General features: G+C 64.1%; 17 protein-coding genes. 13 read left to right on the forward strand and 4 right to left on the reverse strand.

Annotated elements, in window-relative coordinates; translation table 11 throughout:
* Nucleotides 1-26 precede the first annotated feature (26 nt).
* Together KI611_RS18265 and pmbA are read right to left on the reverse strand one after the other, a co-directional pair.
* Entirely contained in the window at nt 27-1,115 is a 1,089-nt protein-coding gene (locus KI611_RS18265) for a TRAP transporter substrate-binding protein (RefSeq protein WP_226417074.1), read from the reverse strand.
* A gap of 128 nt (nt 1,116-1,243) precedes the next feature.
* Complete coding sequence (pmbA, locus tag KI611_RS18270) at nt 1,244-2,587, reverse strand: metalloprotease PmbA (protein WP_226417075.1); 1,344 nt, start codon at nt 2,585-2,587, stop codon at nt 1,244-1,246.
* Nucleotides 2,588-2,656: 69 nt separating this feature from the next.
* Between pmbA and yjgA the strand changes: the two genes are divergently transcribed.
* Both yjgA and mog read left to right on the forward strand, forming a co-directional pair.
* Nucleotides 2,657-3,181: a ribosome biogenesis factor YjgA gene (gene yjgA, locus KI611_RS18275; protein ID WP_226417076.1), complete on the forward strand. Its 525-nt coding sequence runs from the start codon at nt 2,657-2,659 to the stop codon at nt 3,179-3,181.
* The gene (mog, locus tag KI611_RS18280) at nt 3,168-3,758 is read left to right on the forward strand and encodes a molybdopterin adenylyltransferase (protein ID WP_226417077.1); all 591 of its coding nucleotides are present in this window, start codon (nt 3,168-3,170) and stop codon (nt 3,756-3,758) included. The genes yjgA and mog overlap by 14 nt, the downstream gene beginning before the upstream one ends.
* 15 nt (nt 3,759-3,773) lie before the next feature.
* Here the strand turns inward: mog and KI611_RS18285 are convergent, their stop codons facing one another.
* Complete coding sequence (locus tag KI611_RS18285) at nt 3,774-5,318, reverse strand: hypothetical protein (RefSeq protein ID WP_226417078.1); 1,545 nt, start codon at nt 5,316-5,318, stop codon at nt 3,774-3,776.
* A gap of 147 nt (nt 5,319-5,465) precedes the next feature.
* Here KI611_RS18285 and KI611_RS18290 point away from each other — a divergent pair, with 147 nt between their 5' ends.
* From KI611_RS18290 to KI611_RS18305, 4 genes are all read left to right on the forward strand, one after another.
* Nucleotides 5,466-6,260, forward strand: a complete 795-nt coding sequence (locus KI611_RS18290) for a thymidylate synthase (RefSeq protein ID WP_226417079.1) — start codon at nt 5,466-5,468, stop codon at nt 6,258-6,260.
* 3 nt (nt 6,261-6,263) lie between these two features.
* Nucleotides 6,264-7,193, forward strand: coding sequence for a glucokinase (glk, locus tag KI611_RS18295; RefSeq protein WP_226417080.1), 930 nt, complete (start codon nt 6,264-6,266; stop codon nt 7,191-7,193).
* A 205-nt stretch (nt 7,194-7,398) separates the two neighbouring features.
* Entirely contained in the window at nt 7,399-8,184 is a 786-nt protein-coding gene (locus KI611_RS18300; RefSeq protein ID WP_226417081.1) for a substrate-binding domain-containing protein, read from the forward strand.
* Nucleotides 8,185-8,198: 14 nt separating this feature from the next.
* Nucleotides 8,199-10,427, forward strand: a complete 2,229-nt coding sequence (locus KI611_RS18305; RefSeq protein WP_226417082.1) for an ATP-binding protein — start codon at nt 8,199-8,201, stop codon at nt 10,425-10,427.
* Between the two features lie 31 nt (nt 10,428-10,458).
* On the opposite strand, the gene glgB is transcribed toward KI611_RS18305, so the two are convergent.
* Nucleotides 10,459-12,324 carry a 1,4-alpha-glucan branching protein GlgB gene (glgB, locus tag KI611_RS18310; RefSeq protein WP_226417083.1) on the reverse strand — a complete coding sequence of 622 codons (1,866 nt, stop codon included), beginning with the start codon at nt 12,322-12,324 and terminating at the stop codon, nt 10,459-10,461.
* 114 nt (nt 12,325-12,438) lie between these two features.
* Here glgB and glgC point away from each other — a divergent pair, with 114 nt between their 5' ends.
* Genes glgC through KI611_RS18345 form a run of 7 tightly spaced genes read left to right on the forward strand, consistent with a single transcriptional unit; the run spans nt 12,439 to nt 23,446 of the window.
* Nucleotides 12,439-13,698, forward strand: a complete 1,260-nt coding sequence (gene glgC, locus KI611_RS18315) for a glucose-1-phosphate adenylyltransferase (protein ID WP_226417084.1) — start codon at nt 12,439-12,441, stop codon at nt 13,696-13,698.
* The gene (locus tag KI611_RS18320; protein ID WP_226417085.1) at nt 13,698-15,353 is read left to right on the forward strand and encodes a glycoside hydrolase family 57 protein; all 1,656 of its coding nucleotides are present in this window, start codon (nt 13,698-13,700) and stop codon (nt 15,351-15,353) included. The genes glgC and KI611_RS18320 overlap by 1 nt, the downstream gene beginning before the upstream one ends.
* A 12-nt stretch (nt 15,354-15,365) precedes the next feature.
* Nucleotides 15,366-17,345: an alpha-amylase/4-alpha-glucanotransferase domain-containing protein gene (locus tag KI611_RS18325; RefSeq protein ID WP_226417086.1), complete on the forward strand. Its 1,980-nt coding sequence runs from the start codon at nt 15,366-15,368 to the stop codon at nt 17,343-17,345.
* The gene (gene glgP / locus KI611_RS18330; protein WP_226417087.1) at nt 17,342-19,909 is read left to right on the forward strand and encodes an alpha-glucan family phosphorylase; all 2,568 of its coding nucleotides are present in this window, start codon (nt 17,342-17,344) and stop codon (nt 19,907-19,909) included. The genes KI611_RS18325 and glgP overlap by 4 nt, the downstream gene beginning before the upstream one ends.
* Nucleotides 19,906-21,489, forward strand: a complete 1,584-nt coding sequence (pgi, locus tag KI611_RS18335; protein WP_226417088.1) for a glucose-6-phosphate isomerase — start codon at nt 19,906-19,908, stop codon at nt 21,487-21,489. The genes glgP and pgi overlap by 4 nt, the downstream gene beginning before the upstream one ends.
* On the forward strand, nt 21,486-22,943 hold the full coding sequence (gene glgA, locus KI611_RS18340; RefSeq protein ID WP_226417089.1) for a glycogen synthase GlgA: 1,458 nt from the start codon (nt 21,486-21,488) through the stop codon (nt 22,941-22,943). Before pgi ends, glgA begins: the two co-directional genes overlap by 4 nt.
* 11 nt (nt 22,944-22,954) lie before the next feature.
* Nucleotides 22,955-23,446, forward strand: coding sequence for a dihydrofolate reductase (locus KI611_RS18345; protein ID WP_226417090.1), 492 nt, complete (start codon nt 22,955-22,957; stop codon nt 23,444-23,446).
* The last annotated feature ends 154 nt before the right edge of the window (nt 23,447-23,600 follow it).

Genomic DNA, 23,600 nt, shown 5'->3' on the forward strand with positions numbered 1-23,600 from the left:
TTTTTGTTACAGACCGTGGCCGTTGATTACTTGCCGGTCTGCAGGAAGGAATCCATTCGCCGTTCGGCCAAGCTGAACCACGCGGCCTGCGTTCGCCGGTACTTGTCGTACTCGACGTAAATCTTCTTGAAGGCCGGATTCTTGCCGGACTCGTCTTCGTACATTTCCAGAGCAGCCTTGTGGGTTGCCTTGAGGATTTCCGGAGAGAACTCCCTGACCTTGACACCAGCCTGCATCAGCTTGGCCAATGCCATCGGATTCTTGTGGTCATACTCGGCCATCATCGTCACGTTGGCTTCGTAGGCGGCGGCCTGGAAGGCTTCCTGATACTCCTTCGGCAGCTTGGCCCATTCGGCCTTGTTGACGAAGAAATGAATGGTCGGGCCCGGCTCCCACCAACCCGGGTAGTAGTAGTTTTTCGCCACTTTGTAGAAGCCGAGCTTTTCGTCGTCGTACGGACCAACCCATTCCGCCGCATCGATGGTGCCTTTTTCCAGCGCCGGATAGATGTCGCCGCCGGCGATCTGCTGCGGCACGACGCCGAGTGCCGCGAAGACGGTGCCGCCGAGACCGGCGATGCGCATCTTGATGCCCTTGAGGTCGGCAACAGTTTTCACTTCCTTGCGCCACCAGCCACCCATCTGGGTCCCGGTATTGCCACCGGCGAAGGAGAGGACGTTGTAGTTGCTGTAAAACTCGTCGAGCAGCTTCTGGCCGCCACCGAAGTAAATCCAGGCATTCATCTGGCGAGCGGTCATGCCGAACGGGATCGAGGTGCCGAAACCGAAGGTCTTGTCCTTGCCGACGTAGTAATAGGAGCAGGTGTGGCAGCATTCGACGGTGCCCTGCTGCACGGCATCCAGGGCCTGCAGGCCGGGAACGATTTCGCCGCCCGGGAAAACGCGGATATCGAACTTGCCGCCGGTCATCGCCCGCAGACGATTGGCCAGCACTTCAGCACCGCCATAAATGGTGTCCAGACTCTTCGGGAAGCTGGAAGTCAGGCGCCATTTGACATTGGGCAGCGACTGGGCGATCGCCGGCGCGGCGATCGTGGCAGCGGCGCCGGCAGCGGCACCGATTGATGCTTTTTTAAGAAAATCACGACGTTGCATATTGTCTCCTCCAAGGGTATTCAAAACGTCAGGCCTGTTGGCTGGACCCATTCTTCACCAAAAGAAAAATTTTAGCGAGTCGTGGAAAACCCTAACCCTCACCCGAACAATGCCGTGATTACCGAGGCTTACTCGCCGGCGATGGTCATCCGGTCGAGCAGTATCGAGCCCGTCTGCTTGCTGCCGCGCACCTGCACATCGCGGCCGACTGCGACGATGCCGGCGAGCATCGCCTTGAGATTGCCGGCGATGGTGATTTCCTCGACCGGGTAGGCGATCTTGCCGTTTTCGACCCAGTAACCGGCGGCGCCGCGCGAGTAATCGCCGGTGACGTAATTGATACCGTGGCCAAGCAGTTCGGTGACAAACAGACCGCGCCCCATCAGGGCGAGCAGCGCGTCGAGATCGTGCGCACCGGGCTGGACGATCAGGTTGTGGCTGCCGCCGGCGTTGCCGGTCGTCTGCATGCCGAGCTTGCGGGCCGAATAGGTGCTGAGGAAATAGCCTTGCAAGATGCCGTCGCTGACCACTTCGCGGTCGCGGGTAGCGACGCCGTCACTGTCGAAGGAGGCGCTGCCGAGGCCGCAGTTGATATGCGGCCGTTCGCTGATCTGCACGAACTCGGGCATCACCCGCTTGCCCAGGTGATCGAGAAGAAATGAGGATTTCCGGTACAGTGCCCCGCCACTGGCGGCATGCACCAGACTGCCGATCAGCCCGGCGGCGAGCGGCGATTCGAGCAACACCGGGAATTCGCCGGTCTTGACCTTGCGCCCACCCAATCGGGCGACGGCGCGCTCGGCGGCGATGCGGCCGACGCGTTGCGGGTCATCCAGTTGCGCCGCATCGCGATGCGTCGTGTACCAGTCGTCACGCTGCATCGCATCCTGTTCGCCGGCGATCACCGAACACGAGATGTAATGGCGCGAGGTCGGGTAGCCGCCCATGAAGCCGAGGCTGTTGGCCGACACGAACTGGCCCTGCTGGGTCGACACCGAAGCCCCTTCGGAGTTGCTGACCTGCGGGCTGGCATCGAAAGCCGCCTGCTCGCAGCGGCGTGCCGTGTCGATGGCGTCTTCGACCGACAGGGCCCACGGATGAAACAGATCGAGATCCGGACAGTCCTTGGCCATCAGCGCCGCCTCGGCCAGCCCGGCGCAATCGTCCACGGCCGTATAGCGGGCGATGTTGAGCGCCGCCTCGACCGTTTCGCGCAGCGCCTGTGCCGAAAAATCGGAGGTACTGGCGTAACCCTTGCGCTGGCCGGCGTAGACGGTGATCCCGACGCCCTTGTCGCGATTGAACTCGATCGTTTCGACCTCGTTGCAGCGCACGCCGACGGACTGGCCAAAACCCTCGGAAACATCGACCTCGCAAGCAGTTGCGCCGTTTGCACGGGCATGTTTGAGGACATCCTCAGCCAGTTGCTGCAGGGTGGCGAAGGGATAGGAAAAAGCGGCTGTTTCGGGCATGGAGGGGGCGTCGACTCGGGAAAATCGCTATCATAGCAGCCCAATATTGCCAGTTCCCGATCGCGCCCCATGCATGAAGAAGATTTCACCGAAAGCACCAGCCGCCCTTCCAAGACCAAGAAGAAGGAGGCCATGCACGAATTGCAGGATCTCGGCGCCGAACTGGTCGAACTTTCGGTCGGCCAGCTGAAACGCATCAACCTGCCCGAGAACATCTACGAGGCTGTGCGCGAATGCCAGAAGATCACCGCCCATGGCGCTCACCGCCGGCAGGTGCAGTACCTCGGCAAGCTGATGCGGACGGCCGACGACGAACCGATCCGTGCCGGCCTGGCGCTGATCCGCGGCGAGTCGTCAGAGGAAACGGCCCGCCTGCACCGGCTGGAGCGCTTCCGCACCCGCCTGCTGGAAGATGAATCCTTCCTCTCCGAAATCGCCGCCCTGTGGCCCACCGTCGATCTGCAACATCTCCGCCAGTTGCGCCGCAATGCCCTGAAGGAACAGGAAAACAACAAGCCGCCGAAGAATTTCCGCGCCATCTTCCAGATCCTCCAGGAACTGGACAAGGAAGCCGCCACCAATGCCGACGAGTGAACAACTGGTCATCGGTCTGGTCTCGATCAGCGATCGGGCGTCGACCGGCGTTTATCAGGACCAGGGCATCCCGGCCCTGCAGGAATGGCTGAGCAGTGCGCTGACTTCGCCCTGGCGCGCCGAAACGCGGCTGATCGCCGACGACCAGCCAAGCATCGAAGCGACGCTGATCGAGTTGGCCGACCGCAGCAAGTGCCATCTGATCCTGACCACCGGCGGCACCGGCCCGGCGGCGCGCGACGTTACGCCGGAAGCGACACTGGCCGTGGCCGACAAGGAAATGCCCGGTTTCGGCGAGGAAATGCGCCGGATCAGTCTGAATTTCGTGCCGACCGCCATCCTCTCGCGCCAGGTTGCGGTGATCCGCCAGCAGACGCTGATCATCAATCTGCCCGGCCAGCCGAAGTCGATCAAGGAGACGCTGGAAGGCGTCCGCGAGGCCGATGGCACGGTCAAGCATGTCGGCATCTTCGCCGCCGTACCTTACTGCATCGACCTGATCGGCGGCCCCTACGCCGAAACCAACGATGCGGTGATCAAGGCCTTCCGGCCGAAATCGGCCATCCGCGCCAAGTAATCCGGCGCGGCCAGCCTAGCCGATAAGCTCCTGGCGATAGCGCGCCAGTTCGAAGTCGGCGGTCTGCTCGACCAGGGCAACCGGCGCCAGCAGATGGCGTTTGCCGCCCGCCGTGTATTCGAGGCTTTCGCGCAGATCGAAAGTCATCGGCGGCAGCACAGCCCGCACCTCGCCGGGGGCGCTGTCTTCGAGCACCAGCAGCGCCGGCACCCCGCCGACCGCGGCGTAGCTCGATGCCGTCCGCTGCCGCAGTTCGACCGCCACGGCCTGCCGGGCCAGCGTCTCGATACCAACCCGGGCATCGCTTTCGGTGGCCCGGTGGTAGCGGCGAACGATGCCGACCAGCCAGTTATCCCCACCCTCCGGCTGCAGCGCGAGCAAGGCGCCGACTTTCAGCCAGTCGGCCGGCATGTCGCTGACCACGGCGCCAAAGCCACCCCGGCTGACGTTTTCGACAACCCAGCTTTCCATTTGCAGACCGGCCGGTCGACCGCCGAACTCGCCGGAAAACGCCACGAACGCATTGACCAGGCCATTCAACACCGCCACCCGGTGCTTGACGCGATGCCGGTCATGCTTGCGCTGCGGCGGGACCGGCGCGAGGTAGGTAGCGAGATGGCGGAGCACCGGAATCACCGTCTTCGGGTAATACTGTCCACCAAAATTGATGTCGGGCGGAATGTCACCGCCCCGTTGCAAGGTCGTCAGCAGGTTTTCGAGCGCCGCGTGGGCCGGCCCCGGTTTGAAGAAACGCAGCGTCGGCAAGACCTGCCCGGGCATCCGGGCCAGCCGCTGCGGCGCCTGGGCGAGCGTCAGATCGACCCAATAAACGCAGTCATGGACGGCTTCGGCGGTGAAGACGAATTGCGGCAGAAAATGGGCGATCAAGCGCTCGGCCAGCTCGATCTCCAGCGGCAGCAGACTGTCCATCGATGCCGCCTGGAAGACCATGGCCTTCAGGTATTCCTGCTGTGCCGAACTCAAGCCTGCCTGTTGCCCGAAAGACACGGCCTTGCCTGCCACCCCGGCCTCTTCGGCGCGCAGCAAGGCGCGACCAAGGCGTTGCCAGAGCAGCCCGGCCGATGGCCCGTAATGGAATTGCTCCCATTTGAGAATGGCGGCCAGCGCGCCGATCAGGTGGGCGCAGATGGCCGGCAAGGCCGCTTTCAGCTGCTCCGCCACCCGTGGCTTGGCGGCCATTTCAGCCAGACAGCGCTCGTAGGCGCCGGCCAGCAGAGTCCAGAAGCCGCAATTGATCGACCACAACCGCTTTTCCTCGGTCCGAGCCAGCCGCGCCGCATGCAGGTAATCCTTGGTCAGGCGCTTGAGATACGGCTGCGCCGCCTCTTCTAGCTGGCGAACCGCGTCGTGGAAACGGTCGACCGGAATATCGTCGGCCGCCTGCAGCGATTCCAGCCAGCCGGCGATTTCGTCGAGCGACTTGAAAGCGTTGTCCTTCGGCAAGGCACCAATGATTTTCTTCAATTCGCGCGGATCGGCCAGCGGATGTTCCGCTTTCTGGCTGAACAGCCCCCCCAGACTTCCCACTTTATTGAGCATCCCCATCTCCGCCAAACACCGCGCAATCGCTCAGTTTAGCCGGAGAGAGGGCGTCTTGCTGTGGCATATTCCTCTTCCGCGCAGGAAATATGTTTCGTCCCGCCAGCCATGTAAAATCGCCGCTTTGAACGAATAGCGGGCCGCCCGATGCAGCAATATCTCGACTTGATGCGCCACGTGCTGGAAAACGGCCACGACAAATCCGACCGGACCGGCACCGGCACACGTTCCGTTTTCGGCTGGCAGATGCGTTTCGACTTGAGCCGGGGCTTTCCGGTGGCAACCACCAAGAAACTGCACCTGAAATCGATCGTTCACGAACTGCTGTGGTTCCTGCAAGGCGACACCAACATCGCCTATCTGAAGGAAAACGGCGTCCGCATCTGGGACGAATGGGCCGACGAAAACGGCGACCTCGGCCCGGTGTACGGCAAGCAGTGGCGCCGCTGGGAAACGCCGGACGGCCGCGTCATCGACCAGATCAGCCAACTGGTCGAGAGCCTGAAGAACAATCCGGATTCGCGCCGGCACATCGTCTCCGCCTGGAACCCGGGCGACGTCGATAGCATGGCCCTGCCGCCCTGCCATTGCCTGTTCCAGTTCTACGTCGCCGATGGCAAGCTGTCCTGCCAGCTCTACCAGCGCAGCGCCGACATTTTCCTCGGCGTGCCCTTCAACATCGCCTCCTACGCGCTGCTTACCGTGATGCTGGCGCAGGTCTGCGGCTACCAGCCCGGCGATTTTGTACACACCTTCGGCGACGCCCACATCTACTCGAACCATTTCGCCCAGGCCCGGCTGCAACTGTCGCGCGAACTGCGGCCGCTGCCGACGCTGTGGATCAACCCGGAGGTGAAGGATCTCTTCGCCTTCCGCTTCGAGGATTTCCGCCTCGACGGCTACGACCCGCACCCGCACATCGCCGCGCCGGTGGCGGTGTAAGCGATGCTCCTCGGCGGCGACCTCGGCGGTACCAAAACGCTGCTGGCGCTGGCCGAACGGCGTGATGGCCGGCTGCACATCGTGCGCCAGCAACGTTACGCCAGCCAGGATTACCCGACTTTCGCCGCGCTGCTCGGCGAATTTCTCGCCGGACAGCCGACCATCGCCGGCGCCTGCTTCGGCGTCGCCGGCCCGACCGACGGGCGGCGCGCCAAACTCACCTACCTGCCCTGGCAACTCGCCGCTGCCGAACTTGAAAGCAACTTCGCCATCAACCGCGTCGTGCTGGTCAACGATTTCGCCGCCGCCGCCCATGGCCTGGACCACGTCGCCGCCACCGACATCCTGACGCTGCAGGCCGGCCAGCCGATTGCCAGCGCGCCGCGCGTCATCCTCGGCGCCGGCACCGGACTCGGCGTCGCCGGCCTTGTCTGGCAAGCCGGCCGCTACCGCGTCATCCCCGGCGAAGGCGGCCACTTCGGCTTTTCCCCGCAGAGCGAGCAACAAGGCGAACTATGGCACTGGCTGCGGCAACAGCATGGCCGCGTGACCAGCGAACACGTCATCTCCGGCCCCGGTCTGACACGGATTTTTGCCTTTTTGGGCGGCCCGCCACTGCTCCCGGCCGAAATCGGCGCCGCCGCCCTGACCGGCAGCCAGCCGCTGGCCGGCCCGGCCGTGCGCCTGTGGCTGGAATGCTATGGCGCCTTTGCCGGCGACCTGGCGATGCACTGGCTGGCCCATGGCGGCGTTTACCTGGCCGGCGGCATCGCCGGCAAACTGCTGCCGCACATCGACCACAGCCCCTTCATCGCCGCATTTCTCGACAAGCATGAACACGCGAATTTGATAGCCGATATGCCGCTCCGCCTAGTGACCAGCGAAGACCTCGGGTTGACCGGCGCGCTGGCGATCGCTGCCGACCTCGCCTGAAAGTTTCGCCAAGCCATGGCCGGCAGCGGATGCCTGCGGTCGTTGGCCAGGCCAACGAAAGGTCGACGCAGCAGCGATCGCCGGTGAAAACTATCAGAACCGCGCTACACCAATGATTCATTGACAATAGGGCTTTCGGCAGCCAAACTCCTTAAAAGGGACAAAAATGGCAAATACACTAATGCGATTTTTAGCGCGACTTTCGATGGTGCTTGCTGTTACCTGCTTTTCCTCTGGCGCAGCGCTGTGTGAGGAACTGGTCGTTCCTGGCAGCGGCAACCTGGAGTTTGTTCTGGGCGAACTGGCCAAAGCCTTCAATACCAGCCAATCAGCACATCACGTCGTCGTCCCGCCCTCCTCCGGCCACGCCGGGGCCGTGCGCGATGTCAGCGAAGGCATTGCCACGCTGGGCCGGGTCGGGCGGCCATTGACCGAGCCTGAGTTGGCCAAGGGTTTGATCTATATTCCGCTCGGTCGGGACGCCGTGGTTGCGGTCGCCGGCGCGGCGGTCACGGTACGCGGCATATCCTCCGAGCAACTGAAAGGGATCTTCGGCGGAAAGATCACCGACTGGAGAGAGCTGGGGGGCCAGCCGGCCCCGATCCGGGCGATCGGCAAGGAAGCCACCGACTCGATCCGTCGCCAGCTAGGCGCCAAAGTCCCGGATCTCGCCTATGCCGAATCGGTCAAGATCGTCCATCTCGATCCTTATCTGATTGAATTGATTGATCGTTACCCGAGCAGTTTTGCCATCATGAACCGCTCGGCCCTCGAAGCTTGCAAGAGCAAAGTGGTGATATTGGCGCTCGATGGGGTACTGCCGAGTATCGACAACCTGGCCAACGGAACTTATCCGCTCTCGACGGAGTTCGGCCTGATTCACAAGGCCGGCCGACTTTCGCCGGCCGGCAAAGCCTTTGTCGACTTCATCCAGTCACCGAACGGCGAAAAAATACTGCGCGCGCATGGCGTTCTGGCAAAAAGACATTAGGAACCCGCGTCGCCATGCGCCTCAAGAACCCGATTACCCTTTCCCTGGTGCTGCTGATCATGGCCCTGGTCGGCCTCTCCTATTGGGCAGCCACCTGGATGATGGACGGCTTCTGGCACGAGTCGCTGATCAAGCGCGAGGAAGACAAGGCACAGGCGATCAGCCTGGCACTGGAAAACCAGATTTCGGCGCTGAGCAGGCAGGCCCAAACAGTAGCAAGGCTGGCCACCGACCATCACGACCTGGCGCAAAACGTTGCCGAAATGCGGCCGGAATCGCCCGCCGTGATCAAGGAGATTCTCGATCACACGACGGCTGATTCCGGGGCGGCCTTCATGCATCTGGTCGATAGCCGGGAAAAACCGATTTATCTAACCGATGCCGCCGGCAGTGAGCAAAACAGCCTGGCAAACTGGGGCGTCTTCGAGGCACTGGCCGGACACAGCATCATCACCAGCATGATTGAACAGGACCGGTTGACCATCCGGGCCATCGAACCGCTGCGCTACCACGGCAAGACGGTTGGCGTACTCACCGTCGGCCTGCTCATCTCGCCCGCGGTCCTCGCCGACATCAGCCGCCACCTCGGCGCCCAACTGGCGTTGCTGTCGCGCGACGGCAAGGTTCTGGCAGCCAGTGCCCCCAGTGTCGAGCAGGTCGATTTACAAGCAATCAACGAGGCTTTCGCCGAGAAGATCCCGGTCTATCGCCATGACGAAAACGCCCACAAGACGCGGGTGCACTTTCCCACCATGGTGGTCGACAACGCCTTCGTGCTGGTGGTCGATATCGACAATTCCTTGGCCCATCTGCAAATGGCACAGGTCGATCGGCGCGCCACCCTGAGTTCGCTGGTCATTGCGCTGCTCAGCATCGTGCTCGGCACCCTGTTCGTCGGCCGGATCTTGCGCCCGCTGCGCAAATTGCGCGAACGCGCCGAGCAAACGGTGCTGCAACTGACCGGCGGCAAGATCGATCCGGTGTCGAGCAGCGAAATCGGGTCCGTCGTCCAGGTTCTCGATGGCCTAAGCGATCGGCTGACCCGCCGGAATGCCGAATTGGCGGCGGCGGGAGAACTCGCCCAGGCGGCCAACCGGGCGAAAAGCCGGTTTATCGCCAATATGAGCCATGAACTGCGCACGCCGATGAGCGCCATCATCGGCCTGACCCACATTCTTGCCCGCGGCAACAGCGACCCGGGACAACGCGACAAGCTGGAAAAAATCGGTGATGCCGCCGATCATCTGCTGCAACTGCTCAACAACATACTCGACCTGTCCAAGATGGATGCCGAGCAAATGGTCCTCGAGCAGATCCCCTTCACGCTGGGGGCGCTGATGCGCCACCTCGAAATACTGGTCAGCGGCAAAGCCGAGGCAAAGAAAATCAAGCTGCTTTTCGAGCTTGACCACCAGCTTCTCGAGCAGGACCTGCTGGGCGACCCGCTCCGGCTGCGACAGGTTCTGGTCAATCTGGTGGGCAATGCGATCAAATTCACCGAGCAGGGCAGCGTCACCATCACGGTTCATCGGGAAGAAGAAACGGCTGACCGACTGGTCCTGCGCTTTGCCGTGACCGATACCGGAATCGGCATTTCGCAGGAAGAGGGACAACGGGTCTTCGCCCCCTTCGAACAGGCGGATTCTTCAACGACCCGGCAATACGGCGGCACCGGCCTCGGGCTGACGATCAGCCAGCGCTTCGTCGAGTTGATGGGCGGCGGGATCGTGATGAGCAGCACGCCGGGCAGCGGCAGCACCTTTGCCTTTTCGATCGGCTTCAACAAGGCAAAGGAACGGCAAGAGGCGGCGCCGGCAACGAGCGTTTCGGGCGACCAAGCGGAGCGGCGCCTGTTCGCCGAGTTCCATGGAACGCGGGTGCTGGTCGCTGAGGATGACTGGGTGAACCAGGAAGTGATTATCGAGTTGCTGCACGAAGTCATCGGCTTTTACGTCGACATCGCCGACAACGGCGAGCAGGCAGTGGCGCTGGCTGGACAGCACAACTATGCGGCGATTTTGATGGATATGCAGATGCCGAAAATGGATGGCCTGGAAGCGTCCATCGCCATTCGTCAATTGCCCGGCTACACGTTCGTGCCGATCATCGCGATGACCGCCAATGCCTTTGCCGAAGACCGCGCCAAATGCCTGGCGGCGGGCATGAACGATTTTCTGACCAAGCCGGTCGACCCGCAACTGCTCTTCGCCACGCTGTTGAAATGGCTGGTCAAGCCGCCGTAACGATGGTCGCGCGACAGGCGCCGGCCGCTTCTCAGGCCAATTGCAAAACCACCGCGCCGAGCGGCGGGATGGTGACGAGCAGATTGGCCGGGCGGTGCATCCATTCGCCGGCGTCGGCTTCGATACGGCCGCCATTGCCGAGATTGCTGCCGCCGTAGAGGGCGGAGTCGGTGTTGAGCAGTTCGACATAGCTGCCGGCCCTGGGCACACCGATCCGGTAGCCGGTTTGCGGCACTGGGGTGAAATTCAGCGCGACGACGACGAAACTGCCGTCATTGCCCCAGCGCAGCCAGGACAGCACCGAATGTTCGCTGTCGTGGCAATCGATCCAGTCGAAACCGCAGCTCTCGAAATCCTGGGTATGCAGCGCCGGATGATCGCGGTAGAGGCGGTTGAGATCGGCCGAAAGGCGTTGCAGGCCGCGGTGATCGGCCTCGCCGAGCAGCCCCCAGTCGAGTTCGCGGGCTTCCGACCATTCGCGATACTGGCCGAATTCGCCGCCCATGAACATCAGCTTCTTGCCCGGCGTGAAGGTCTGCCAGGCCAGCAGCAGACGCAGGTTGGCGCGCTGTTGCCAGGCATCGCCCGGCATTTTGCCGATCAGCGAACTTTTGCCATGGACGACCTCATCGTGCGAGAAGGGCTGCACGTAGTTTTCGCTGTAGGCATAGACCTGGCCGAAGGTCAGTTCGTCGTGATGCCAGCGCCGGTAGATCGGATCGCGCTGGAAATAGCGCAGACTGTCGTTCATCCAGCCCATGTTCCATTTCATCGAGAAACCGAGGCCGCCGACATAGGTTGGCCGCGAGACCATCGGCCAGGCGGTGGATTCTTCGGCGATGGTCAAGGCGCCGGGGAACTCGCCGTGCACCATGGCGTTGAGGGCCTTGAGAAACTCGATGGCCTCGAGGTTTTCCCGACCGCCGTACTTGTTGGGCAGCCATTCGCCGGCCGGGCGGGAATAGTCGAGGTAGAGCATCGAGGCGACGGCATCGACCCGCAATCCGTCGAAATGGAATTCGGACAGCCACCAGTGGGCCGAGGAGAGCAGGAAGCTGCGCACCTCGTGCCGGCCGTAATTGAAGATGTGGGTGCCCCAGTCGGCATGCAGGCCGAGCCGCGGGTCGGCATGCTCGTAGAGGGCCGTGCCGTCGTAACGGGCAAGCGCCCACTGGTCCTGCGGAAAATGCCCGGGTACCCAGTCGAGCAGCACGCCCAGCCCGGCCTGATGGCAGGCGTCGATGAAGAAACGCAGGTCGTCCGGCGAACCGTAGCGGGCGGTCGGCGCGAAATAGCCGGTGGTCTGGTAGCCCCAGGACTCGTCGAGCGGATGTTCGGTAATCGGCAACAATTCGAGGTGGGTATAGCCCTGCTCGACGGCGTAGGGAATCAGCCGGGCGGCCAGCTCGCGCCACAGGTAGGGCTGGCCATCGGGATGGCGCATCCACGAGCCGGCGTGGACTTCGTAGATATTGACCGGTGCGTGCTGCCAATCCCACGCGGCCCGGCGTTCCAGCCAGGCGTCATCGGCCCAGCGATGACCGGAGGGTGGCACGACGTAGGCCGCCGAACCGGGGCGCAACTCGACGCCACGGGCATAGGGGTCGGACTTGACGAGGACCTCGCCGCTCTCGCGATTGGTGATCTCGAAACGATAAAGGCTGTGCGGCGCGGCTTCCGGCACCAGCAACTCCCAGATACCGGAGGCGCCGAGCGTCTGCATCGGGTGCGCCCCACCCAGCCATCCGTTGAAATCGCCGAGAACGGCCACCCGTGAGGCATTCGGGGCCCAGACCCGAAACAGCGTACCGCCGTCGCCAGGGTGTGCGCCGAGCAAACGATAGGCCTGAACGTTGCGACCTTCGTTGAATAAGTAAAGCGCATCTGATAGCTGCATTTGATCCCCCTACCGCAGTATCATAAGGCAAAACAGTGACCAGGGAGGTCCGCCATGCCCCTCAGCACAAGCTGCCCCCACCAACCGTACTGTGAAATACGGGAACAAACCGACATGCGCTTCATCAGTCAACTGACGCGCAATACCTTTGCCATCATCCTGGCCGGCGGGCGTGGCACCCGGCTGATGCAACTGACCGATTTTCGCTCGAAGCCGGCCGTTCCCTTCGCCGGCAAATTCCGCATTCTCGACTTCACGCTATCCAACTGCGTCAATTCGGGCATCCGCAAGATCGGCGTGGCCACCCAGTACAAGGCGCACAGCCTGATCCGCCACATCCAGCGCGGCTGGAGCTTTCTCGACGGCCGTTTCGACGAATTCATCCAGCTCCTGCCGGCCCAGCAACAGATCGACGAAAACCAGTGGTACCAGGGCACGGCCGATGCCGTATTCCAGAACCTGCACGTCCTGCGCCGCTACGCGCCGGAGCACATCCTGGTGGTGGCCGGCGATCACATCTACAAGATGGATTACGGGCGCATGCTGGCCTTCCATGTCCAACACCAGGCCGAGATGACCGTCGCCTGCATCGACGTGCCGATCGACGAAGCCCGTGAATTCGGAGTGATGGGGGTCGATGCCGATGATCGGGTCATCGATTTCGTCGAGAAGCCGCAAAATCCGCCGTCGATACCGGGCGCGCCCGACCGCGCGCTGGCCTCGATGGGCGTGTACATCTTCAACGCCCAATTCCTCATCGCGCAGCTCGAACGCGATGCCCGGACCGCCGGTTCGAGCCGCGACTTCGGCAAGGACATCATTCCCCACATCGTCCCGAACCACCGCGTCTTCGCCCACCGCTTCGCCGATTCATGCGTCGGCAGCGAGCAGCTCAAGCCCTATTGGCGCGACGTCGGGACCATCGACGCCTACTGGGAGGCGAACATGGAAATGACCAAGGTGACGCCGGAACTGAACCTCTACGACCGGGAATGGCCGATCTGGACCCATCAGGAACAGTTGCCGCCCGCCAAGTTCGTCTTTGACGACGACGACCGGCGCGGCTCGGCGGTCGATTCGCTGATTTCGGGCGGCTGCATCATTTCCGGCGCGACGGTCAAACGTTCGCTGCTCTTCTCCAGCGTGCATGTGCATAGCTGGGCGACGGTCGAGGATGCGGTGATTCTCCCGGGCGTCAATGTCGGGCGGCATGCGGTACTCAAGCGCTGCGTCATCGACAAGCGCTGCCGGATTCCCGAAGGCATGGTGATCGGCGTCGATCCGGCTGCCGACCGTCAACGCTTCCACGTCAGCCCCAAGGGCATCGTCCTGGTCACTGCCGAAATGCTCGGCCAGGGCGCGGCGCAGCGCTGATGGCCGATCTCGCCTTCCTCTGGCACATGCACCAGCCGGATTACCGCCACCCGGACAGCGGCGACTTCCTGCTGCCCTGGGTTCTGCTGCACGCCATCAAGGATTACACCGACATGGCGGCGCACCTGGAGCGCCACCCGACGATACGCTGCACCGTCAACTTCGTTCCGGTGCTGCTCGACCAGATCGAGGATTACGCCGAGCAGTTCGCCACCGGCCAGTGGCGCGACCCGCTGCTGCGCATCGCCAACTGGCCGGAGCACGACAGCCTGCCGGCGGCCGACCGGACCTGGCTGCTCGACATGGCCTTCCGCTGCCATGCCCCGACCATGCTCGAACCTTTCGCCCCCTACCGGCGCCTGCGCGACATGCTGAGCTACGTGCGCAGCCAGGATGGCTATGGCCTGAATTATCTGTCCGGCGCCTATTTCGCCGATCTCGTCACCTGGTATCTGCTGGCCTGGAGCGGCGAAAGCCTGCGCCGGAGCGGCAAGGTGATTCCGCAACTGATGGCCCAGGGCGGCAATTTCTCGCTGGCCGACCGGCAAAGCCTGCTCGCCGAGCTGGGCGCCGCGGTCAGCGGCCTGATTCCGCGTTATCGCGCGCTGGCCGATAGCGGCCAGGTCGAGCTCAGCTGCACACCGGGCACCCATCCGCTGGCCCCGCTGCTGATCGATTTTCATGCCGCCCGCGAAGCCTTGCCCGACAGCGCCCTGCCGGCGACGCCGCAATACCCGGGCGGCCGCTCGCGGGTCGACGCTCACCTCGCCATGGCCCAACAAAGCCATACCCGGCGCTTCGGCAAAGCGCCGGCGGGGCTTTGGCCGGCCGAAGGGGCATTGTCGGCGCCCTTCCTACAGCAGATCGCCGCGGCCGGCTTTGCCTGGACGGCGAGCAGCCATGGCGTGCTCCGCCATTCGGCCGGCCCGAACGCCCGCACCACCACCCCCTGGCTGCCGCCGGAAGATATCCCCGGCGACATCACGCTGTTCTTCCGCAACGAACAACTGTCCGACCTGATCGGTTTCGAGTACGCCAACTGGCACGGGCGCGATGCTGCGCAGCACTTCATGACCGAACTCAAGGCCCTGCACCTGCAGGATTCCGCCAACCTGATCCCGGTTTTTCTCGATGGCGAGAATGCCTGGGAGTACTACCCCTACAACGCCTGGTATTTCTTCTCCGACCTCTACGACGCCCTGGAGAAAAACCCCGCCATCGCCACCGTGACGCTCTCCGAGGCCGCCGCCAAGCACCGTGAGCGGCGCCAGCGCCTGCCGCACCTGACGGCCGGCAGCTGGGTCTATGGCACGCTGTCGACCTGGATCGGCCACCCGGACAAGAACCGCGCCTGGGAGATGCTCTGCGACGTCAAACAGTCCGCCGACCGGGCGCTCGACAGCGGCCGGCTGAGCGACGAACTGCGGCAAGAAGTGATCCGCCGCCTGGCCATCTGCGAAAGCTCCGACTGGTTCTGGTGGCTCGGCGACTACAACTCACCCGACTCGGTAGCAGGCTTCGACAGCCTGTTTCGCGAGAACCTCAAGGCGCTCTATCGCCTGCTCAAGCTACCGCTCTCGGCCAGCCTCGATCACCCGATCAGCAAGGGCGGCGGCGAGCCGGAAAGCGGCGGCACGATGCGCCGCGCCACCTAGGCGAGGACTCAGATGACTCAAGCCGTAACCCTCCTTCTCGGCGTGCATGCCCACCAGCCGGTGGGCAATTTCCCGGAGGTGATCGCCGACGCTCACCTGCGCTGCTACAAGCCTTTCCTGGAAACCCTCTACGCCTATCCCGACTTTCGTTTCGCCGCCCACTTTTCCGGCTGGCTGCTCGACTGGCTGCGAGAACGCTACCCGGCCGACATGGAATTGCTGGCTGAAATGGTCCGCCGCGGCCAGGTCGAACTGTTCAGTTCCGGCGATACCGAGCCGGTGCTGGCCGCCATCCCGCACCGCGACCGGGTCGGCCAGCTGCAAACCCTGAACGACAAGCTGACCGCGTGGACCGGTGTCCGGCCGAGCGGCGCCTGGCTCACCGAGCGGGTCTGGGAATCCGCCGTGGTCGCGGCCCTGGCCGAGACCGGCATCGGCTACGTGACGGTGGACGACTATCATTTCTTCTGCACCGGCAAATCGAGCGCCGCCCTGGACAGCTACTACAGCACCGAAGAAGGCGGCACCCGGCTCGATCTCTTTCCGATTTCCGAAGCCCTGCGCTACCGCCTGCCTTTTTCGCCGGCCCACGAAGTCATCGGCTATCTCGAACAACTGGCCGACCAGGGCCAGGCGGCCGCGATCTATTTCGACGACATCGAGAAATTCGGCATCTGGCCGGAAACCTACGACTGGGTGTACAACCGTGGCTGGCTCAAGGCGCTGATCGAAGGCGTGCTGGCCAGCCCGAAGATCCGCACCGCCACCTACGCCGACTTCCACGCCCGGCAGGCGACGCGCGGCATCGTCTATCTGCCGACCACCTCGTACAGCGAGATGAACGAATGGACGCTGCCGATGCCGGCCGCCGGCATCTATTCCGCCCTGCTGGCCAGCGAAAAGGCGGCGGGCCGCGGCGATCTGCACCGCCCCTTCCTGCGCGGCGGCATCTGGCGCAATTTCCTGACCCGCTATCCCGAAGCCAACTGGATGCACAAGCGGATGCTCGGCCTGTCGGCCCGCCTCGCCGCCCTGCCCGAGCCGCCGCCGGAACTGACCGCGGCGCTGTATCGGGCGCAGGCCAACGACGCCTACTGGCACGGCCTGTTCGGCGGCCTCTACCTGCCCCACCTGCGGCGCGCCGTATGGAACAACATCGTCGCGCTCGAGGCCAGGCTCGACGCGCTGCAGCCGCGACCAGCCATGGCGGTGGCCGATCTCGACTTCGACGGCAAAACGGAAATCGTCGTCCACAACCCGGCCGTGCAAATCGTCGTCCGCGACGACGGCCTGGCGGCGGCGCACGAACTGTCCAGCTACCCGCTCAGCCACAATTTCGGCGACACGCTGCGCCGCTATCACGAGCATTACCACGACCGGATCGCCAGCGGCCCGACCGAACACCAGGGCGAAGGCATCGCCTCGGCGCACGACGTGATCCGTTTCAAGCATCCGGTCACGGCCGACGACATCACACCCGACACGCTACCGCGGGCACTCTTTGTCGATGCCCTCGACGGCGCCACGCTAAGCGACTATGCGCCGGCCAGTCCGGCCGGCCTGCAGTTCAGCCGTCCCGGCGTGACCAAGACCTATGCCATCGAGCGGGCGACCGTCAGCCTGAGCTGGCAATTGAACGGCTTGGCCGGGCATCGCTTCTCGACCAGCCTCAATCTCGCGATGCCGAGCTGCGACGGCTTTCTCGGCCGTTACGTGCTGGCCGACGGCAGCGTTCCGGGCGGCTTCGGCCAGGCGCTCGATCTGGCCGGGGCAACCTGGCTGAGCCTGGAAGACGGCGTCCTCGGCGGTCGCCTGCAGCTGCAAACTTCGATTTCCGCCCAGATTCACGGGCAAGCGCAGCAGACAGTCTCCCAATCCGAGGCCGGCTTTGAGAAAATCATGCAATCGACAGAAATCCGGCTGGACTGGATCGTTCCCGGCGATACCTGCACCCTGCAACTGCACTTGACCATAGAGCCCACCCCAAGATGACCGGAACCGCCTACCAACTCGAAGTCAATCCGCAGATACCGGAACGTCTGGAGCGCCTCGAAGAGCTCGCCAACAACCTCTGGTACAGCTGGGACCGCCCGACCCAGGGCCTGTTCGCCAGCCTGTCGCACCCGCTGTGGCAGGCCAGCAACCACAACCCCAAGGCCTTCCTGAAGCGCGCCGACCAGAAGCGACTGGAAGCGACGGCCGAAAACCCGGTGTTCCTCGCCGCGCTGAATCGCGTCGTCTCGAATTACGACAGCTATCACGAGATGCCCAGCATGGCCCACGTGCATGGCCGGCCGTTCAAGGAAGACGACCTGATCGCCTACTTCTGCGCCGAGTTCGGCTTTCACGAGAGCCTGCCGATCTACTCCGGCGGTCTCGGCATCCTGGCCGGCGACCACTGCAAGGCGGCCAGCGACATGGGCCTGCCCTTTATCGGCATCGGCCTGCTCTATCGCCAGGGCTATTTCCAGCAGACGTTGAATGCCGATGGCCAGCAGCACGCCACCTACAACGACTCGGACTTCGACGACCTGCCGGTCTCCCCGGTCCTCGATGCGCAGGGTCGGGAAGTGCTGATCCCCGTCGACTTTCCCGGGCGAACCATCCAGGCCAAGCTGTGGGAGGTCAAGGTCGGCCATGTCCGGCTGATCCTGCTCGATACCTGGCTGCCGCAAAATTCCGAACGCGACCGCGAAATCACCCACCGGCTCTATGGCGGCGACAAGACGACGCGCATCGAACAGGAAATCCTGCTCGGCGTCGGCGGCGCCCGCGCCCTCGCCGTCCTTGGCCTGAAGCCGACGGTCTGGCACGTCAACGAAGGGCATGCCGCCTTCCTGATCCTCGAACGCATGCGCAGCCTGATGGGCAGCGGCCTGCCCTTTGCCGCCGCCCTCGAAGCGGTGGCTGCCAACGGCGTGTTCACGACGCACACGCCGGTCCCGGCCGGCCACGATCATTTCCCGGAAGAGATGATCCGCCACTACTTTTCCGCCTGGTGCCACGAACTCGGCATCTCCTGCGAACAGTTGATGGCGCTCGGTGCCGAGCCCGGCAAGACCGACCTCAACATGACCTCGCTGGCGGTCCGCGGCTCGCGCCACCACAACGGCGTGTCGCGCATCCACGGCGACGTTTCGGCCGACATCTGCCGCTACCTGTGGCCGCAGATCGAGCCCTACGAAAACCCGATGGACTACGTCACCAACGGCGTCCATCTATCCACCTTCCTGGCCCCGGAGTGGTTCGAAACCTTCGAGCGCTACCTCGGCATCGGCTGGCGCGAGCGGCAGACCGAACACGCCAACTGGGACGGCATCAAGCTGATTCCCGATGCGACGTTCTGGAGCATCCGCCAGCAACTGAAGTCGAAGCTGCTGAAACTGGTCCGCGAACGGGTCCGCGAGCAGCACCAGCGCAACCAGGGCTCGCCGGCCCATCTCGACCGGCTGCTCAAGTATGCCGACCCGGACAATCCGAATGTCCTGACCATCGGCTTCGCCCGCCGCTTTGCCACCTACAAGCGCGCCGCCCTGCTCTTCCAGGACCCGACCTGGCTGCGCGAGATCATCGGCCAGGCCGACCGGCCGGTGCTCTTCCTGTTCGCCGGCAAGGCCCACCCGGCCGACCTGCCGGGCCAGGAAATCATCCGCAAGATCGCCCAGATGGCCAAGCTGCCGGAATTCGAGGGGCGCATCCTGCTCGTCGAAGGCTACGACCTGCACCTGTCGCGCTCGCTGGTTTCCGGCGTCGATGTCTGGCTGAACAATCCGATCTACCCGCTCGAAGCCTCCGGCACCTCCGGCATGAAGGCGGCGATGAACGGCGCCCTCAACCTTTCGGTGCTCGACGGCTGGTGGGGCGAAGGTTACGACGAGACCGGCGAGGTCGCCAACGGCTGGGCGATCAAGCCCGCCCCCGGCCATCTCGGCGATGCCGAGCGCGATGCCGAAGAGGCCCGCACGCTCTATGAGATCCTCCAGGACCAGGTCATCCCGACCTATTACCATACCGGCCCGATGGGCTACTCGCCGGAATGGGTGGCGATGAGCAAATGTTCGATCGCGACGATCGCGCCGCGCTTCAACGTCAGCCGGATGGTCGGCGAGTACGTGAAGAAGTTTTACGCGCCGGCCGCCAGCCATGGCCGACGCTACGCCGAAGACAATTTCGCCGTGGCCCGCGACGTCGCCGAATGGAAGGCCCGGGTGCGCGGCGCCTGGCCGGGTGTCCGTCTGCACCGGCTGGATACGGCCGAGCGCCGACTGAAGTTCGGCGGCGCGCTGCACATCGAGGTTGCCGTCCAACTGAACGGTCTGGCCGCCGCCGACGTCACCGTCGAAGCGCTGTTCGGACGGCCCGGCCACCACGGCAGCATCGGCCGGGTTCGCCACTATCCCCTGCATTGTTCGGGCGGCACGGCCAGCGGCGAAGCGCTGTACACGCTCGAATTGACCCCCGAACTGTGCGGCAAGCTGGAATACCGCATCCGCATTTTCCCGACGCATCCTGCGCTCATCCACAAATTTGAAACGGGCCTGATGGTCTGGCTATGAACCTAATCGACACTCCAAGCTGGCAGGCGCTAAGCGCCCATGCCGAGGCCATCCGGCCGCTCCATCTGCGCGAACTGTTCGCCAGCGATGCCGAGCGTTTCGCGCATTTTTCGCTCCGCCACGACGGGCTGCTGCTCGACTTCTCGAAACAGCGCATCGACCGGCAAACCCGGGCGCTACTGATCGACCTCGCCGAAGCCGCCGATATCGAAAGCTGGAAGCAGAAAATGCTGGCCGGCGAGGCGATCAATCACACCGAAAACCGCGCCGTCCGCCACATCGCCCTGCGGGCCGGCGACCAACAGCCGGCCGAAGTCGGCGCCGTGCTCGAACGGATGCGGCTGTTTTGCGAAAGCATCCACAACGGCAACTGGCGCGGCTATTCCGGCGAGCGGATCACCGACATCGTCAATATCGGCATCGGCGGCTCCGACCTCGGCCCGCGCATGGCGGCCCGCGCCCTGGCTGCCCAGCAGCAACCGGACATCGATGTCCATTTCATCGCCAACGTCGACGGCGCCGACATCGCCCCGCTGCTCTCCCGCCTCAACCCGCGCACAACGCTGTTCGTCATCGTCAGCAAGACCTTCACCACGCTGGAAACGCTGACCAACGCCCGCACCGCCCGTAGCTGGCTGCTCGCCACGGCGGGCCAGGAAGAGGCGGTGGCCCGGCATTTCGTCGCCATCTCGACCGATCGCGCCCGGACCGGCGAATTCGGCATTGCCGCCGACAACGTCTTTGAATTCTGGGACTGGGTCGGCGGCCGCTTCTCGCTGTGGTCGGCAGTCGGCCTCTCGCTTGCCCTGGCCATCGGCTGGCGGCAGTTCGAGCAGTTGCTGGCCGGCGCCCGGGCCATGGACCGGCACTTCATCGAAGCCCCGGCCGCCGACAACCTGCCGCTGACGCTGGCCCTGCTCAGCCTGTGGAATACCGACTTCCTCGGCGCCACCACTTCGGCGATGCTTCCCTACAGCCAGTCGCTCGCCCTGCTGCCGGCCTATCTGCAGCAACTGGAAATGGAGAGCAACGGCAAGCAGGTCAACCGCGACGGCCAGCCGGTCGGCGTGCCGACCAGCCCGATCCTCTGGGGCGAAGCCGGGACCAACGGCCAGCACTCCTTCTACCAGCTCTTCCACCAGGGCGGCCGGATCATTCCCTGCAATTTCGTCGCCCTGCGCGAGGCCGATTTCCCGCTGCCCGGCCATCATGTGTCGCTGCTCGCCAACTGCCTGGCCCAGTCGGCAGCGCTCGCCTTCGGGCAGACCGCGGACGAGGTGCGGGCCGCCGGGGTGCCGGAAAAGCTCGTGCCCTACAAGGTTTTTCCGGGCAACCAGCCCTCCACCACGCTGCTACTGCCGCGCCTCGATGCCTACACGCTCGGCCAACTGCTCGCCCTCTACGAACACAAGGTGTTCTGCCTTGGCGTGCTGTGGAATATCAATTCCTTTGACCAGTGGGGTGTCGAACTGGGCAAACAACTGGCCAGCCAGCTGACGCCGCTGCTCGAAGGCAACGGCGAGGCTGGCTCCTTCGATGGCTCGACCCAGGGCCTACTTGCCGCGCTGAGGAACCCATGAAACCCTTGTCGATACTTTTTGCCACTTCGGAAATGGCCCCCTGGGTCAAGACCGGCGGTCTCGGCGACGTCGCCGCAGCCTTGCCGGCCGCGCTGCGCCGGGCCGGCCACGACATCCGCGTCCTGCTGCCGTATTACCCGGCGCTGAAAACGGCCTTCCCGCAGGCCACCGTGGTCGCCGAGTTTCACGCCCTGGCCCCCGCCCTGCCGGCAGCCCGTCTGCTGGCGGCCGAAACCGATGGCCTGCCGTTGCTGCTGCTCGACTGCCCGGAACTCTACGAGCGTCCCGGCAACCCCTACCTCGGCCCCGACGGCCTTGACTGGCCGGACAACGCCAGCCGCTTCGGCCTGTTGTCGCGGGTTGCCGCCCGGCTCGGCCAAGCCGATTCGCCCCTGGCCTGGGCGGTCGACGTGGTCCACGCCAACGACTGGCAAACCGCGCTGGCGCCGGCCTTCCTGCATTACGAAGGCGGTGCGGCCAGTGTCGTCACCGTCCATAACATCGCCTTCCAGGGCTGTTTCGCCAAGCCGATGCACGCCGCCCTCGGCCTGCCGGAAGATGCCTGGCGCTTCGACCGGGTCGAGTACCACGACCAGCTTTCCTTCCTCAAGGCCGGTCTGCAACTGGCCTCGCTGATCTCGACGGTCAGCCCGACCTACGCCCGGGAAATCCAGGACGAGCATTTCGGCTACGGCCTGGCTGCCCTGCTCCGCCACCGCGCCGCCGACCTGCGCGGCATCCTGAACGGCGTCGATACGGACCTCTGGAACCCGGCCAGCGACCCGGCCCTGGCCGAGCACTACGCGGCCAACCGGCTGGCCGCCAAACGCAGCAACAAGACCGCCCTGCAACGCGAAATGGGCTTGACCGAAAGCGCCGACCGGCCGCTGTTTGCGGTGATCAGCCGGCTGACCCTGCAGAAGGGCCTCGACCTGCTGCTCACCGTCGGCGACGGCATACCCCTGCTGCCCGCCCAGCTGGTCGTACTCGGCAGCGGCGACAAAGCGATGGAAGCCGGCTTCCTGGCACTGGCCGAACGCTTCCCCGGGCAGATCGCCGTCAAGCTCGGCTTCGACGAACAGCTGGCGCACCGCATCGAAGCCGGGGCCGACTGTTTCCTGATGCCCTCGCGTTTCGAGCCCTGCGGCCTCAACCAGATGTACAGCCTGCGCTACGGCACGCCGCCCGTCGTACGCGCCACCGGCGGGCTGGCCGATACGGTCATCGACCTCGACGAGCGCACGCTGGCCGACAAGACGGCCAACGGCTTCGTGCTGCCCGAAGAAACGCCGCACGCCCTGTGGCAGACCATGGAGCGGGTGTGCACCGCCTGGCACGACAAACGGCTGTGGCTGCGCCTCCAGCAGAACGGCATGCGCTGCGACTTCTCGTGGAAGCACGCCGCCAACGAATACATCCAGCTTTACCGCGACGCCATCGCCACCCAGCACTGAAAGCCCCGCGCATGCCTGAAATCGTCATCATCGTCGCCGTCGCCAAAAACCGCGTGATCGGCCGCGACAATCAACTGATCTGGAACATCCCGGAAGACATGGCCCACTTCAAGGCACTGACCCAGGGCCACACCGTGCTGATGGGCCGCAAGACCTGGGAATCCCTGCCGCCGCGCTTCCGGCCGCTACCGGGCCGACGCAACATCGTGGTCAGCCGGCAGCCCGCCTACGCCGCCCCCGGCGCCGAACTGGCGAATTCGCTGGAAAGCGCGCTGGCCCTTGCCGCCACCGACGAAACCGTCTTCATCATCGGCGGCGCCGACATCTACCAGCAAGCCCTGGCGCTGGCCGACCGCCTGGAAATCACCGAAGTAGACCTCGCCCCGGAAGGCGACAGCTGGTTCCCGGAAATCCCGGCCGCCGACTGGCAGCTCACGGAAAAAACGACCCTGCCTTCGACCCGCGGGACGGGATTCGCCTTCCTCAGCTATCGCCGGAAATAAGGGCGGGATCTGACGGAGTTCGGCCAGTACCAGCCGGTCAGCATCGCTCTATACCGGACGCCTGAAGGACTGCCGCACTTTAAAAGCCGCCATAAGAGCAATTCAGTCTCCTTGGTTATGTTAGCCCCACTTGAATTGATATAATGCACCAGTT

The sequence above is a fragment of the Dechloromonas denitrificans genome, assembly GCF_020510685.1.
In the GTDB taxonomy this organism is placed as follows: Bacteria; Pseudomonadota; Gammaproteobacteria; order Burkholderiales; family Rhodocyclaceae; genus Azonexus; species Azonexus denitrificans_A.

Bases quoted from the DNA above. Each gene is read 5' to 3' on its own strand.
- KI611_RS18265 (WP_226417074.1), bottom strand. From the start codon at position 1,115: ATGCAACGTCGTGATTTTCTTAAAAAAGCATCAATCGGTGCCGCTGCC.
- pmbA (WP_226417075.1), bottom strand. From the start codon at position 2,587: ATGCCCGAAACAGCCGCTTTTTCCTATCCCTTCGCCACCCTGCAGCAA.
- yjgA (WP_226417076.1), top strand. From the start codon at position 2,657: ATGCATGAAGAAGATTTCACCGAAAGCACCAGCCGCCCTTCCAAGACC.
- mog (WP_226417077.1), top strand. From the start codon at position 3,168: ATGCCGACGAGTGAACAACTGGTCATCGGTCTGGTCTCGATCAGCGAT.
- KI611_RS18285 (WP_226417078.1), bottom strand. From the start codon at position 5,318: ATGCTCAATAAAGTGGGAAGTCTGGGGGGGCTGTTCAGCCAGAAAGCG.
- KI611_RS18290 (WP_226417079.1), top strand. From the start codon at position 5,466: ATGCAGCAATATCTCGACTTGATGCGCCACGTGCTGGAAAACGGCCAC.
- glk (WP_226417080.1), top strand. From the start codon at position 6,264: ATGCTCCTCGGCGGCGACCTCGGCGGTACCAAAACGCTGCTGGCGCTG.
- KI611_RS18300 (WP_226417081.1), top strand. From the start codon at position 7,399: ATGGTGCTTGCTGTTACCTGCTTTTCCTCTGGCGCAGCGCTGTGTGAG.
- KI611_RS18305 (WP_226417082.1), top strand. From the start codon at position 8,199: ATGCGCCTCAAGAACCCGATTACCCTTTCCCTGGTGCTGCTGATCATG.
- glgB (WP_226417083.1), bottom strand. From the start codon at position 12,324: ATGCAGCTATCAGATGCGCTTTACTTATTCAACGAAGGTCGCAACGTT.
- glgC (WP_226417084.1), top strand. From the start codon at position 12,439: ATGCGCTTCATCAGTCAACTGACGCGCAATACCTTTGCCATCATCCTG.
- KI611_RS18320 (WP_226417085.1), top strand. From the start codon at position 13,698: ATGGCCGATCTCGCCTTCCTCTGGCACATGCACCAGCCGGATTACCGC.
- KI611_RS18325 (WP_226417086.1), top strand. From the start codon at position 15,366: ATGACTCAAGCCGTAACCCTCCTTCTCGGCGTGCATGCCCACCAGCCG.
- glgP (WP_226417087.1), top strand. From the start codon at position 17,342: ATGACCGGAACCGCCTACCAACTCGAAGTCAATCCGCAGATACCGGAA.
- pgi (WP_226417088.1), top strand. From the start codon at position 19,906: ATGAACCTAATCGACACTCCAAGCTGGCAGGCGCTAAGCGCCCATGCC.
- glgA (WP_226417089.1), top strand. From the start codon at position 21,486: ATGAAACCCTTGTCGATACTTTTTGCCACTTCGGAAATGGCCCCCTGG.
- KI611_RS18345 (WP_226417090.1), top strand. From the start codon at position 22,955: ATGCCTGAAATCGTCATCATCGTCGCCGTCGCCAAAAACCGCGTGATC.